13 protein-coding genes and 1 pseudogene are annotated in these 12,569 nt (G+C 68.6%); 6 read left to right on the forward strand and 8 right to left on the reverse strand.

Going from position 1 to position 12,569, the window contains the following annotated elements; all coding sequences use genetic code 11:
* The first annotated feature begins 31 nt into the window (after positions 1-31).
* From ACVWZN_RS15070 to ACVWZN_RS15080, 3 genes are all read left to right on the forward strand, one after another.
* Positions 32-628 (forward strand): YdeI/OmpD-associated family protein, encoded by a 597-nt coding sequence (locus tag ACVWZN_RS15070; RefSeq protein WP_456954525.1) that lies wholly within the window; start codon positions 32-34, stop codon positions 626-628.
* A 202-nt stretch (positions 629-830) separates the two neighbouring features.
* Positions 831-2,441, forward strand: coding sequence for a diguanylate cyclase domain-containing protein (locus ACVWZN_RS15075; protein WP_456954526.1), 1,611 nt, complete (start codon positions 831-833; stop codon positions 2,439-2,441).
* 60 nt (positions 2,442-2,501) lie between these two features.
* Positions 2,502-3,482 (forward strand): NAD(P)H-quinone oxidoreductase, encoded by a 981-nt coding sequence (locus ACVWZN_RS15080; RefSeq protein WP_456954527.1) that lies wholly within the window; start codon positions 2,502-2,504, stop codon positions 3,480-3,482.
* Between the two features lie 30 nt (positions 3,483-3,512).
* Here the strand turns inward: ACVWZN_RS15080 and ACVWZN_RS15085 are convergent.
* The 3 genes and pseudogenes from ACVWZN_RS15085 to ACVWZN_RS15095 form a co-directional block, all read right to left on the reverse strand.
* Positions 3,513-4,286, reverse strand: a pseudogene (locus ACVWZN_RS15085) (MOSC domain-containing protein); the annotation flags it as partial.
* Positions 4,287-4,329: 43 nt separating this feature from the next.
* On the reverse strand, positions 4,330-5,589 hold the full coding sequence (locus ACVWZN_RS15090) for a PilT/PilU family type 4a pilus ATPase (RefSeq protein WP_456954528.1): 1,260 nt from the start codon (positions 5,587-5,589) through the stop codon (positions 4,330-4,332).
* A 110-nt stretch (positions 5,590-5,699) separates the two neighbouring features.
* Positions 5,700-5,966, reverse strand: coding sequence for a DUF3297 family protein (locus tag ACVWZN_RS15095; RefSeq protein ID WP_456954529.1), 267 nt, complete (start codon positions 5,964-5,966; stop codon positions 5,700-5,702).
* A 97-nt stretch (positions 5,967-6,063) separates the two neighbouring features.
* Here ACVWZN_RS15095 and ACVWZN_RS15100 point away from each other — a divergent pair, with 97 nt between their 5' ends.
* Positions 6,064-6,468, forward strand: coding sequence for a hypothetical protein (locus ACVWZN_RS15100; RefSeq protein WP_456954530.1), 405 nt, complete (start codon positions 6,064-6,066; stop codon positions 6,466-6,468).
* Positions 6,469-6,683: 215 nt separating this feature from the next.
* Positions 6,684-6,890, forward strand: coding sequence for a cold-shock protein (locus ACVWZN_RS15105; protein WP_027083876.1), 207 nt, complete (start codon positions 6,684-6,686; stop codon positions 6,888-6,890).
* Positions 6,891-6,968: 78 nt separating this feature from the next.
* On the opposite strand, the gene ACVWZN_RS15110 is transcribed toward ACVWZN_RS15105, so the two are convergent.
* The 4 genes from ACVWZN_RS15110 to ACVWZN_RS15125 all read right to left on the reverse strand — a co-directional run bounded on the left by ACVWZN_RS15110 (position 6,969) and on the right by ACVWZN_RS15125 (position 11,478).
* Positions 6,969-8,018, reverse strand: coding sequence for a GAF domain-containing protein (locus tag ACVWZN_RS15110; protein ID WP_456954531.1), 1,050 nt, complete (start codon positions 8,016-8,018; stop codon positions 6,969-6,971).
* 106 nt (positions 8,019-8,124) lie between these two features.
* On the reverse strand, positions 8,125-10,239 hold the full coding sequence (locus ACVWZN_RS15115) for a PAS domain S-box protein (RefSeq protein WP_456954532.1): 2,115 nt from the start codon (positions 10,237-10,239) through the stop codon (positions 8,125-8,127).
* 194 nt (positions 10,240-10,433) lie between these two features.
* Entirely contained in the window at positions 10,434-11,048 is a 615-nt protein-coding gene (locus ACVWZN_RS15120) for a PAS domain-containing protein (protein ID WP_456954533.1), read from the reverse strand.
* A 73-nt stretch (positions 11,049-11,121) separates the two neighbouring features.
* Positions 11,122-11,478 carry a DUF3247 family protein gene (locus ACVWZN_RS15125; protein WP_051235540.1) on the reverse strand — a complete coding sequence of 119 codons (357 nt, stop codon included), beginning with the start codon at positions 11,476-11,478 and terminating at the stop codon, positions 11,122-11,124.
* Positions 11,479-11,593: 115 nt separating this feature from the next.
* Between ACVWZN_RS15125 and ACVWZN_RS15130 the strand changes: the two genes are divergently transcribed.
* Entirely contained in the window at positions 11,594-12,253 is a 660-nt protein-coding gene (locus ACVWZN_RS15130; RefSeq protein WP_456954534.1) for a M23 family metallopeptidase, read from the forward strand.
* A 10-nt stretch (positions 12,254-12,263) separates the two neighbouring features.
* On the opposite strand, the gene ACVWZN_RS15135 is transcribed toward ACVWZN_RS15130, so the two are convergent.
* Positions 12,264-12,521 (reverse strand): hypothetical protein, encoded by a 258-nt coding sequence (locus ACVWZN_RS15135; RefSeq protein ID WP_456954785.1) that lies wholly within the window; start codon positions 12,519-12,521, stop codon positions 12,264-12,266.
* Positions 12,522-12,569 lie beyond the last annotated feature (48 nt).

The raw sequence follows: 12,569 nt of genomic DNA on the forward strand, positions 1-12,569 counted from the left end.
CCATGAACGGGGCAAGCGACTGGAGAACACGATGACGACCCGCGATCCACGCGTCGACACCTACATCGAAAACGCGGCGCCGTTCGCGCGACCGCTGCTCGAACGCCTGCGTCGCGACATGCACGCGGCCTGTGCGGAGCTCGACGAATCGATCCGGTGGGCGCGTCCCGTGTTCATGCACAAGGGCCGCCTCATCGCAGGCATGGCCGCGTTCAAGCAGCACGCGAGTTTCGGCTACTGGCGTGGCGGCGAAGTGGTGGGCGAACCGCGCAACGACGGCATGGGCCAGTTCGGCCAGCTGCGTTCGCTCGACGACCTGCCGTCCAGCGCCGACATCGCCGAGCAGGTGCGCCGCGCGATCGCGCTGGTCGAAACCGACGTACCGAAACCGACGCGTGCGCGCACGCCGCGTCCCGCGCTGGAGATGCCCGATGTGATGCGCGACGCGCTCGATGCGCATCCGGTCGCGCGTCGCCATTTCGACGCGTTCTCGCCCAGCCAGCGACGCGACTACATCGAATGGATCGTCGAGGCCAAGCGCGACGACACCCGCGCCCGCCGGCTGGCGCAGGCGATCGAATGGCTGGCCGAGGGAAAACCCCGCCACTGGAAGCATCTGGGCGGCTGAAGGTTCGCCCCCGACCGCCGTTAAGGATTGAGGCGGACCGTCTGGCTCGCCACTGCGGGGACGTCCCGCTGCCGTCGTTTGCGGGGCCATCGATGCACGACCACCTGCCGTCGGCCGCGATCGCATCGCGTGCCGGCGCTCCAGCGGAGCCGCCGACGCGCCTGTGCGCGCCTCACGGGCGTGCGTGCCGCCGGAGTCGCGGATGAGTCGCGCGTCGCTGCGACGCCAGCTCGCCGCCGGCGTGATGCTGGTGCAGGCCGTCCTGATGACGGCGTTCGTCGCGCACGCCGTGCTGCGCCAGCAGTCGTCCCTGCGCGATGCCGAAGCCCGCCACGTGCACCAGCTGTCCACGCGTGCCGCCAGCCGGCTTGCGTCCGCGGTGGTGCGGGGCGACTTCGCGTCAGCGAACACCATCGCCGCAACACTGGCCGATGACGCCGGGCTCATCGCCGTCGACGTGGTCGATGCGAACGGTGGCGAGGTGGTGCGCCACGGAGATGCGCATGCCGGCGCCAGCATTCCGTTGCGCACGGGTGGCCGCAGCGTCGGCACGTTGCGCGTCGTCTCCGATCCGGCACCCATCGCGCGTGCGTTGAGCGACACGTTGCGCGACGGCCTGATCTTCGCGCTCGTCGCCGTTGCGCTCGGTGCGCTGCTCGCGGTCGGCCTCGCTCACATGGTCACGCGTCGCCTGTACCGCTTGCTCGACGTCGCCGACGCCGTGCGCGAAGGGCGCCATGATGTGCGCGCACCGCCGAGCCGCGTCCACGAGGTCGGCCGTCTCGTCGACTCGTTCAACGGCATGCTCGACGCGCTCGCCGAACGCGGCCAGGCGCTGGCGCGGCTCAACGAGGAACTCGAAGCGCGCGTCGAGGAACGCACCGCGGAACTCGTCGAAAGCGCGGCGAATCATCGCGCCATCCTCGAGCAGGCGAACGATGCGTTCCTGATGCTCGACGAGGACGGACGCGTCGTCGAATGGAATCGCGCCGCGCGCACGATCTTCGGCTGGTCGCGCAGCCAGGCCTACGGTCGACGCTTCTCCGAACTGCTGCTCCCCGAACTGCAGCGCGAGGATTTCGACGCCGACCTGCGTTCCTTCATCGCCGGCGGCGAGACGCAATGGATCGGGCGTCGCGCCGAGATGCAGGCGTTGACGCGCGATGGTCGCGAGATTCCCACCGAACTGTCGATCCGTTCGCGCTGGCGTGGCGACCGCCGCTACTTCGATGCATTCCTGCGCGACATCACCGAGCGCAAGCAGCTCGAAGTCTCGCTGGCGATGCAGGCGCTGCATGACCCGCTGACCGGCCTGCCGAACCGTCGCCTGCTGCTCGAATCGCTGCCGCGCGCGCTGCAGCGCGCCGACCGCAACGGCACCGCGCTCGGCGTCTATTTCATCGACCTCGACGGCTTCAAGCAGGTGAACGATACGTTCGGCCACGACGCCGGCGACGACGTGCTGCGCGAGTTCGCCTGCCGTATTCGCGATTCCGTGCGCGCGGTCGACATGGTCGCGCGGCTCGCAGGCGACGAGTTCGTCGTCGTCGCCGAAGCCTTTGCCGAACCGATGCCGACGGCCGACCTGGTTGCCGGCAAGCTGCTACGCGTCGCCGATGCGCCGTACGTCGTCGCCGACACGGAGCGTCATCTGTCGTCCAGCGTCGGCGTCGCCGTGTACAAGCCGCGCAGCGGCATCGATGCCACCACGCTGCTCGCCCGCGCCGACCAGGCCATGTACAACGCCAAGCGCAATGGCAAGGGCCGGGCGACGTTGTGGGCGCCGGAGCTCGCGACCGTCGCGTCGCACTGAGTCGACGCGGCGCAACGCCGCGATGCGTTACGGTGCCGCGTCCTTCGACGCGAGCCGACGATGAGCCTTCCCGCCACCATGACCGCGATTGCCGTGCGCGACGGTGCCGGCCCCGCCGACGCCCTGCATCCCGTGATCGCCGATCGTCCGGAACCCGCGCCCGGCCAGTTGCTGCTGCGCGTGCTCGCCGCGGGCGTGAATCGACCCGACCTGCTGCAGCGCGAAGGGCGCTATCCGCCGCCGCCGGGTGCGCCGGCCACGCTCGGGCTCGAGGTCGCGGGCGAAGTCGTGCGGGCGGCCGGTCGATGGCATGAAGGCGATCTCGTCTGCGCGCTGCTCGGCGGCGGTGGTTATGCGGAGTACGCCGTCGTCGACGCGCGTCACGCGCTGCCGATTCCCGCCGGCCTCGACGTGCTGCAGGCCGCTGCGATCCCGGAAACCGCGTTCACCGTCTATGCCAACGTGTTCGAGCACGGCGGACTGAAATCCGGCGAGACGTTGCTGGTGCACGGCGCGACGTCGGGCATCGGCGTGATGGCGATCCAGATGGCGAAGGCGCACGGCGCGCGCGTGATCGCGACCGCGCGCGGTGCGGAGAAGGCACAGGCGGCGCGCGATCTCGGCGCTGACATCGCGGTCGACACCACGCGCGAAGAGTTCGGCGCGATCGCGAAAGACGCCGGCGGCGTCGACGTCGCGCTCGACATGGTCGGTGCGCCGTACTTCGCGCAGACGATGGAGGCGCTAAACACCGGCGGTCGCGTGGTCTACATCGCCTCGCAGGGCGGCGACATGCTCGAAGTGCCGGTCTGGATGCTCATGCGCAAGCGCGCGGTGCTGACCGGCTCGACGCTGCGGCCGCGCGACGCTGCGGAAAAGGCGCGGCTCGCGGCCGAGGTCGAGCGGGTGGTGTGGCCGTGGATCGCGGAAGGTCGCATCCGCGTCGTCGTTGACCGCACGTTCCCGCTCGCCGAGGCGGCGCAGGCGCACGCGTGGCTCGAGTCCGGCCGGCACACCGGCAAGATCGTGCTGGTGCCCTGACGCGGCTCGGTCGATCGGCGTGACGGCGTCGCCGATGGCGATGCGGCCCGTGCCGCGCGGAATCAGGTTCATGCCGAACGCGACGCCTTTGGGCGTGCGTCGATACGTGAGCAGCGTGCGCAGGGGTTCGCCGTCGGGATCGCGTGTCATCGTCGCGGGATCAATCGTGGTGAACACGCAGCGTGTGCACAGCTTGACGGCGTCGAACTCGACGTCGCCAATGCGCACGCGTCGCCAGTCGTCTTCCGCATGCGGTGCGGTGCCGGCGACGACGATGTTGGGACGGAAGCGGACCATCGGAACGGGAGACGCAAGCCGCGCGTTGAGATCGTCGAGCGCCGCCTGCGAGATCACCAGCAGCGGATAGCCGTCGGCGAAGCTCACTTCATCGCCGTCGATCGCGTAATCGGGGTCGACCGGGCGATGCACGCTGTCGTCCATGTGCACGAGCCGCGCGGGCAGGCCGAGATAACTCGTCAGCCATGCGGCTGCGGCGTCGCCGGCGTCGATCGCTTCGACGCGATCGTCCCAGATCACCACGCTGCGTCGCGCTGCATCGTGCCGAGGAACGGGAACATGGATCGGCGCTTCGCCATTCGCCGACAGCACGACGCCCTGCGCGTCCGGCAACGCACGAATGCCGACCAACCGCGGATGCTTACGCGCGGTCAGGAAGTTGCCGTCCGCATCGACCGCCAGCCAGCGGCGATCACCGGCCGGACCGCGTGGCGTCACGTCGAGCGTGTCGACGTCGAGCTGCGCGCAGGATTTGAGCGGGTGGATGTGCAGCGAAGCGACGTGCATGGTGCGGCTCCGGTCGGGCCGCCATTATTGCCGCGACGGAACGTCAGGTGCGTGCGGCGGCTTTCTCGAGCTGCATGCGTTCCAGCTCGATCTGCTCGCGCTTTTCCTGTTGCTTGCGAAGCTCTTCGCGACGGATCGCTTCGGCTTCGTCCGCGCTCGGCGCCGCGTGCAGCGACAGCGAAAGTCCCGCCGCGTTCGCAGGTTCACCGCGTCGACTCTTGAGCTTGATGTTGAGCCGCAGCTCGTTGGCCGAATCGGCGTTGCGGATCGCTTCGTCGTACGAGATCAGGCCGTCGTTGTAGAGCTCGAACAACGCCCAGTCGAACGTGCGCATGCCGAGCTCGCGCGACTTGTTCATGATCCCCTTGAGCTCGTTGAACTCGCCCTTGAAGATCTTCTCGGCGATCGTCGGCGTGTTGATCAGGATCTCGATCGCCGCTGCGCGCCCCTTGCCGTCTTCCGTGCGCACCAGGCGCTGCGACACGATCGCGCGCAGGTTGGCCGACAGGTCCATCAGCAGCTGGGTGCGGCGCTCTTCCGGGAAGAAGTTGATGATGCGTTCCATCGTCTGCGACGCGCTGTTGGCGTGCAGGGTGGACAGGCAGAGATGTCCTGTTTCGGCAAATGCGATCGCATGCTCCATCGTCTCCGCATCGCGGATCTCCCCGATCAGGATCACGTCCGGCGCCTGTCGCAACGTGTTCTTCAGCGCGTGGTGCCAGCTGTGCGTGTCGACGCCGACTTCGCGATGCGTCACCAGCGACTTCTGCGACGAATGCGCGTACTCGACCGGATCCTCGACCGTGATGATGTGGCCGGCCGTGGTGCGGTTGCGGTGGTCGAGCATCGCCGCGAGCGAGGTCGATTTGCCCGACCCGGTGCCGCCCACGAGCAGGATCAGCCCGCGCTTGGCGAGCACGAGCTCTTTCAGCACCTCGGGCAGGCGCAGCTTCTCGAAGTTCGGGATCTCCGCGGCGATCGTGCGCAGCACCATGCCGACATGGCCCTGCTGCATGAACACGTTGACGCGGAAGCGCGACACGCCGGGCACGACGATCGCGAAGTTGCATTCGAACTGTTCGGCGAACTCCGCGCGCTGCTTGTCGTTCATCAGCGAACGCGCGAGCTGCTGCGTCACCGCGCCGGTGAGCTTCTGCGGGCTCAGCGGCGTCATCTGGCCGTTCGACTTCATGCTGGGCGGGAAGTCGTGCGCGATGAACAGGTCCGAGCCGCCGGCATTCGCCATGGCGGCCAGGAGCTTGTGCATGTAGTCGCGAGCCTGGTCGTCGGTGAGCTGGGTCATGCGCGGCGATCGGGGGAAGACCCCCGCGATATCGGCCGCGTTCGTCGACGGTGAACCGCGCGAAGCGTGCGCCGCGTGGCGATCCGGAGATCGCGCGCGGCACGGGTGCGTCAGCCGGCGTCGGCGTCCGAGGCGGCGTCGGGCAGCAGTGCGAACGGCTCGACGGCGCCGCGCAGCTTCAGCGTCATCGGCTGACCGCGGCGATCGCGCGCCTTGCCGGCGGCGATGCGGATCCAGCCTTCGCTCACGCAGTACTCCTCGACGTCATTGCGCTCCTTGCCGTTGAAGCGGATGCCGATGCCGCGCTCGAGCAGGGCGGCGTCGTGGAAGGGGCTGCGCGGGTCCGTGGCGAGGCGGTCGGGGAACGTGTCGGTCATGGTCGATCGGGTCGGGCGGAGCGGGGCGGCATTATCGCAGCCGACCGTGACCAACCGCCCGCGCGTGCGCAAATCGCCTGCCGGTAGGCTTGGGCGGATGAACGAGACGCCGCCCTTCACGCTCCGGTTCGAGCCACGCGAGCACTACCTGCTGGCCCGCGTCGACGGCCCGGAAGACACTTTCGAGGTGTCGATCGCGTACTGGATGCAGATCGAGGCCGAGTGCCGCGCGCGCGGCGTCCAGCGGCTGATGGTGGTCGAGGCGCTGCTCGGGAACGCGGTGCCGGCCGAGATGGCCGAGGTCGTGGAAGTCCTGATCGGCATGGGTTTCCGGGACATCCGGGTCGCTTATGTCGACGCCACCGAGAACGCAGGCCTGCTGGTCGCGGCCGAGGCGCGGGCCTTGGACGCCGGCCTCGTCGGCCGGGTATTTCGAAATGAACAGGAGGCCGAGTGCTGGCTGCTGCTCGACCCCGCGCTGGCGCAAGCGGCCACGTCATAGGCGATGCCGCTTCGCCCGCCCGACTGAAGAAGCGACAGACGGACGTTGCAATTGGTGGCTACACGCTCTACGGTAGCCCCGCTGCTCCAGGGGTCACCGTGACCTGTGACCCGATGCTGTTGATCGATGATCCGCTCCATCGTTGCTAGATCACTCCTTGTGAACAGCGCTACCGCCGCTCCCGCGGCACCATCCATTGTTCTAAGGAGTTACACATGTCCCGTGAAGTCGGCACTGTGAAGTGGTTCAACGACGCTAAGGGCTTCGGTTTCATCAGCCGCGAGAATGGCGAAGACGTGTTCGTGCATTTCCGCGCGATCCAGACCCAGGGCTTCAAGTCGCTGAAGGAAGGCCAGAAGGTCTCCTTCACCGTGACCCAGGGTCAGAAGGGCCTGCAGGCCGAAGCCGTCCAGCCGGAGTAATCCGCGCGGACCTTCAGGTCGCAAATTAAAAGCCCGGCTTCGGCCGGGCTTTTTTTTGCCTGTCGTTCGGGCGTTGGGTCAGCGCACCTCGACCCGCGCACCCCCCGCGCCACGTGCCTGCGCCAGCGCATGTTCGGCGCACTCGAGCGCATCGCTCGCGCGTTCGCCGGGTTCGACCGTCGCAAGCCCGATGCTCAGCGTGACCGGCACGCCGGAGGCGGGATTGCCGGCATGGTCCGACAACCGCACGCATTGCGCGACCGCCTGGGTCAGCGACATCGGCATCGCCAGCGCGAACCCGCGGCCGATGCGCGCGACGCGGCCTTCCGCGACGTCGCCACCGCTCAGCAGTCGGCCGAGTTCAAGCAGAACGCGCCGGGTTTCGTCGGCACCGTGGATTTCCTCGAAGCTGTCGAGGTCGTCGATCTCGATGCGCGCGACCTGCAGTTCGCCCTCGGTACGCGCGGCGATTTCGGCATCCAGCGCTTCGGCGAACGCGGTCGGGCCCGGTAGGCGCGTCAGCGGATCGACCACGCCGGACGGCGCGGCCTGCGGCGCATGAGACTGCAGCAGCGCTTCATGACGGACGAGTTGCAAGGCGAACCATTCACGCTCGCGCAGATACAGCTTCAGCAGGCGACTCGCGCGACGCAGTTCGATCATGCGCGCGACCTGCCGGGCGAGCGCCTGCAGCACTTCGATCTGTTGCTGCGTCAGGCTGCGCGGCTCGCGATCGAGCACGCAGACGGTGCCGATCGGCATGCCGCCCGCTTCGATCGGCGCGCCGGCATAGAAGCGGTAGCCGTTCTCGGTGACGAGTGGGTTGTCGGAGAAACGCGGGTCCGCCGCGGCGTCCTCGACGATCAGCGGATCGTCCGGATCGAGGATGGCGTGCGCGCAGAACGAGATCTCGCGCGGCGTTTCCGAATCGTCCATGCCGACGCGCGCCTTGAACCACTGGCGGTCGGCGTCGACCAGCGAAATGGTCGCGGTCGGCGCCCGGCAGACCGTCGCGGCGATGCGCACGATGTCGTCGTAGTCGTCTTCCGGTGCGGTGTCGAGGATGCCGAGCGCTTCCAGCAGCGACTGGCGGGACAGCTCATTGGCAGGCAGGGCGGCAGCGGACATGGCGCATCGCGAGGCGGAATTCGAGCCAGCTTAGCGATGCGTGCGTTACGCCACAGCGGGGGAAATCACCTGCGCCGGTGTGAATAAAGGTGACGCGCGTCGCGCTTCAGTGGGACGCGTCCTCGATACGCACCGCATTGCCGCCCGCATGCTTGGCCGCGTACATGCGGCGATCGGCGTGCGCGATCAGCTCGTCGGCGGTGATCGGCCCCGAGGTCTGCACCACCACGCCGACACTCGCCGACACCGCGATCTGTCCGACGCCCACATCGACCGGCAACGCCAGCGCATGGCGGATCTTCTCGGCGACGCGGCGTGCATGCGTTTCGGGATCGCGCACGTTCTCCAGCACGATCACGAACTCGTCGCCGCCGAGCCGCGCGACGATGTCCGTCTTGCGCACCGACGCCACCAGGCGTTGCGCGCATTCGCGCAGCAGCACGTCGCCCGCGTCGTGGCCGAGCGTGTCGTTGACATGCTTGAAGCGATCGAGGTCGACGAACATCGCAACGATCGCGCCCTCATGGCGTGCACTGCGGTCGATCGAGCGCGGCAGGCGCTCCATCAGGCCGCGACGATTGGGCAGGCCGGTCAGTGCATCCTGCCGGGCCTGGCCTTCCAGTACGGCCATCAGGCGTTCGAGTTCGACGGTGCGCTCGGCGACCTTCGCTTCGAGTTCCTCATGCGCGCGCTGCAACGCGGCCTCGGTTGCCTTGCGTGCGTCGATGTCCTCGACGACAAGGATGAGGTGCACCGGCGCGCCAGTCGCGTCGCGACGGATCGACACCTGGCGTCGCGTCCAGATCGTCTTGCCGCTTGCGCAGAGCAGGCGTGCTTCGACATCGAGCGAATCGATATGACCCGCGAGCAGGCGTGCCATGTCGGCGGCGTCCGCGTCGCGATCGTCGGGATGCACGATGTCGCGCAGCGTGGTGCCGACAAGTTCGTCGAGGTCGCGACCGAGCAGGTCGGCAAGTCGGCGGTTGATCCGCAGCCAGTGCCCATCGAGGGCGACGTGCGCCATGCCGACCGCGGTCTGCTCGAAGGCGAGGCGGAAACGTTCCTCGCTGTCGGCCAGGGCCGTCGCCGCGGCTTCGCGTTCCGTGACGTCCTGCACGAGCGAGAGAATCGACGTGACGCGTCCGCTCGCATCGAACAGCGCGGAATCGAACCATTCGCAGACGCGCGTGCGGCCGTCGCGCGCGACCATGCGCACGGTGTGCACGCTGCGCGAGGCCTCGCGCGTGGCGAGGCGCTGCATCGCCGCGTCGACGACCGCAACGTCATCGGGATGCAGCATCGGCGCGGTGGACGGTTCGCGGCCGACGATCTCGTCCTCGCGCCAGCCGAACATTTCGCGTGCGCGATGGGACCAGTGCGATACGCGCAGCTGGCGATCCCATTCGACCGTCGCCAGCGGCGAGTTGTCCGCATGCAGCTGCAGACGAGCGAGCGCGCGATCGAGTTCGTGCGTGCGCTGCGTGATGCGGCGTTCGAGTTCGTCGCGATGGCGAAGCAGCGAATCGCGCGCGCGCACCTGGTCGGTGACGTCGCGCGCGGTGCAATACAGACGCGCCACGTCGAACTCGCGCACCTGCCATTCGATCCAGCGGTAACCGCCGTAACGCGAACGCAGGCGCCCGCGGAACGTCGTATCGGCGAGGCCGCCGCGCACATCGGCGAGTTGTGCGAGCACGCGTTCGCGATCGTCCTCGTGCACGAACTCGTCGACGCGATGGCCGACGAGTTCGCGCGCGGGCCAACCGAGCGTCGTCTCCCAAGCGGGATTCACTTCGACGAGCCGATCGCGCGCGTCGACGAAGGCGAGAAGGTCGGGCGTCAGCGCGAAGAAGGCATCGCGCTCGGCGGCGGCACGGCGCTGCGCGGAGAGATCTTCGGCATGCACGATGAAACCGGCAACGCGGCCGTCGGCATCGAGCATGCGCAGCAGGTCGAGCACCGGCTGCGCTGCGGCGTGCGCGGGTTCGAGCCGCAGCCGTGCGCGGCGGCCGGCGAGCAGGTCGTCGAGCGCCGAGGCATGCATCGTCCCGGCCAGCTGGCGCAGCGACGGCAACGTGTCGCCGCCGAGGATGGCGCGCAGCGCGGTGTTGGCATGCAGCCACTGAGCGGCCGTGTCGACGCAGCCGATGCCGAACGGCGCGTCGGCGAATGTGCCCTCGAGGGCAGCATCGAGCGAACGGTCGAGGGTGGTGCTGTTCATGGCGCGAATTGGTGCGCGGCAACACGTGCGGGCGTCGCAGTTGCGCCTGATCCGCGCGCGCCGCGGGCGCGAGGCAGGACACGGACGCCGCGATGGGGTGTCGTTCGCATGGGTCGGCCGGAGTGGATCTCCGGGCGGGCGGCCCGGGCGGCGCCAAGGGTGGGCCGCGCCGGATGCAGAATCAAGCGCGACGCCTAGTCGGCGTCGACCTCGAGGTTGAGCACGCGATCGACCAGGCGGGTGATGTGGCGCAGCTGGTCGTCTAGCGCTGGCGTCGCGACCTCGCGATCGGAGCGACGCAGCGGCGTCAGGCTGGCGCGGATTTCGCAGGCCAGCGCGACGAGTTGCTCGCCCTGCGCCCGTACGCGCTCGCGTTCGGCCTGTGCGACGCGGTGCTGCTCGGTGACGTCGACCAGCAGGTCGAGCCCGCCCGTCACTTCACCGTTGTCGTCGATCAGCGGGCTCGCGTAGCTCAATGCGTGGCGACGCGTGCCATCGGGCCGCGCGAGCTGCACGCGGCGCCCGTGGTGCGGCACGCCGTCGTGCACCGCGCGCGCGAGCGGCGACGAGCAGTGCGACATGGGTCGGCCGTCTTCGTCGAACAGCTGCATGGCTCCGCTCCAGCGCGGTGCATCGTCTTCGAGGTCGGGTTGGCAGCCCCACAACGCGATCGCCTTCGCCGTGCAGTGGGTGATGCGGCCATGCGCGTCGCAGATGCACGCACCCGCCGGCAGTAGATCGAGCATCGTATGGAGATGGACGTGCGCGTTGTTGCGCGACGCCTGGGAGCCGTGGATCTGCATGAGCATCCCGCGCCTCTGGACCAACCGGGGGCGGCGAGGATTTGCGTCGTTCCGTGAAGCAGGCGTCAACGTTCCCTGTTCATTCCGTTCGCGACGAATGCACGCTGTCGCTTGCGCCAGCGGCCGGTCGCGCAGCGAGTTCGTGTCGATCGAGATGGCGCACTTCGACGATCTGGTCGAGGAACAGATCCACCCAGCGCGCCTGCTCGGGATGCTCGAGTGCGGGTTGCTCGAGGCGCACGGTGCCGTTCGTACCTTCGACGCCGTTCGGATCGAAGAACTGCATGGTCATCGGACGCCCCGCGATTACGCCACTGAGCACGCGGCCGTCGTCGAGCGTGAGCTGGACGTGCTCGTCGTTGGGCAGCTCGAAGATCATCGCCTGCAGGCGATCGATGTCGTATTGGGCGGTGTAGACGCGGGGTGCGATGCGCATGGCGGTCTCCTGAAGGTCGCCATGCTCGGCGGCGGCGCGCCAAACCGCGGTGAACGAAGCGGCTTCACACGGGTGCGAACAGCCGCTGTGCACGATAAGCGGCAGGAGGCTCCACATGCTTCGTTACCTGCTCGTGTTCGCCATCGGCGCGCTACTCGGCGCGAACGTTGCCTGGTACTACGCGCGTTCCAACGCTGCGCCGTGCCCGGTGACGCCTGTTGCTGTGTCGACGCCGGCAGGTACCGCGACGCCCGCGATGACCACGCCCGCAGCGCCGGTCGCATCGACGACGCCGGCGCCGCCAACGGTCGCACCGATCACGCCCGCCGCCGCACCCGTCGTCACCGGCAGCGGCCTGATCATTCCGGTCTCCGGCGTGGCGCGCACGCAACTGGTCGATACCTACACGCAGAGCCGCGCCGCGGGCCGCGTGCACGAGGCCATCGACATCATGGCGCCCGCCGGGACGCCGGTATTCGCCGCGATCGACGGCACCGTCGCCAAGCTGTTCACCAGCAAGCTCGGCGGCCTGACGATCTACGAGTTCGGCCCCGACGGACAGCGCGTCTACTACTACGCACACCTGCAGGGCTATGCCGCGGGTCTCGCCGAAGGTCAGGCGCTGAAGCAGGGCCAGGTGATCGGCTATGTCGGCAGCACGGGCGACGCCAGCCCCGAAGCGCCGCACCTGCACTTCAGTGTCGGCGACCTCGGCCCCGAGAAGCAGTGGTGGAAGTCGACGCCGATCAATCCGTATCCGCTGCTCGCGCAGTAACGCCGCAGAGTCAGTGCACCGTCTGCGCCCGCGCGGCGAAGCGCCGGGCGTAGTCGCGCTCATCGGCGACACGCTCGACGAAGCCATCGTCGACATCCGGTGCGCCGTACACCGCATAGACGACGCGGTCTTCGGTCGTTCCCACCTGCCGAAGGCTGTAACGCGACGCGCCCCCGCCCGTGTTCTCCGGGTAATGCTTCGGTGGCTGCGGACCGTCCAGGTCCATCTCGCTGTTGTCCACTACGCCGCCGACGAAGAGTGCACGGATCATGTCGCCTCCGGATGGATGGGTTGCGACCAGACTGGTCCGACTCGT

This window comes from Lysobacter sp. HA35, assembly GCF_054061195.1.

Coding starts and splice junctions, on each gene's coding strand:
- ACVWZN_RS15070 (WP_456954525.1), top strand. CDS start 32: ATGACGACCCGCGATCCACGCGTCGACACCTACATCGAAAACGCGGCG.
- ACVWZN_RS15075 (WP_456954526.1), top strand. CDS start 831: ATGAGTCGCGCGTCGCTGCGACGCCAGCTCGCCGCCGGCGTGATGCTG.
- ACVWZN_RS15080 (WP_456954527.1), top strand. CDS start 2,502: ATGAGCCTTCCCGCCACCATGACCGCGATTGCCGTGCGCGACGGTGCC.
- ACVWZN_RS15090 (WP_456954528.1), bottom strand. CDS start 5,589: ATGACCCAGCTCACCGACGACCAGGCTCGCGACTACATGCACAAGCTC.
- ACVWZN_RS15095 (WP_456954529.1), bottom strand. CDS start 5,966: ATGACCGACACGTTCCCCGACCGCCTCGCCACGGACCCGCGCAGCCCC.
- ACVWZN_RS15100 (WP_456954530.1), top strand. CDS start 6,064: ATGAACGAGACGCCGCCCTTCACGCTCCGGTTCGAGCCACGCGAGCAC.
- ACVWZN_RS15105 (WP_027083876.1), top strand. CDS start 6,684: ATGTCCCGTGAAGTCGGCACTGTGAAGTGGTTCAACGACGCTAAGGGC.
- ACVWZN_RS15110 (WP_456954531.1), bottom strand. CDS start 8,018: ATGTCCGCTGCCGCCCTGCCTGCCAATGAGCTGTCCCGCCAGTCGCTG.
- ACVWZN_RS15115 (WP_456954532.1), bottom strand. CDS start 10,239: ATGAACAGCACCACCCTCGACCGTTCGCTCGATGCTGCCCTCGAGGGC.
- ACVWZN_RS15120 (WP_456954533.1), bottom strand. CDS start 11,048: ATGCTCATGCAGATCCACGGCTCCCAGGCGTCGCGCAACAACGCGCAC.
- ACVWZN_RS15125 (WP_051235540.1), bottom strand. CDS start 11,478: ATGCGCATCGCACCCCGCGTCTACACCGCCCAATACGACATCGATCGC.
- ACVWZN_RS15130 (WP_456954534.1), top strand. CDS start 11,594: ATGCTTCGTTACCTGCTCGTGTTCGCCATCGGCGCGCTACTCGGCGCG.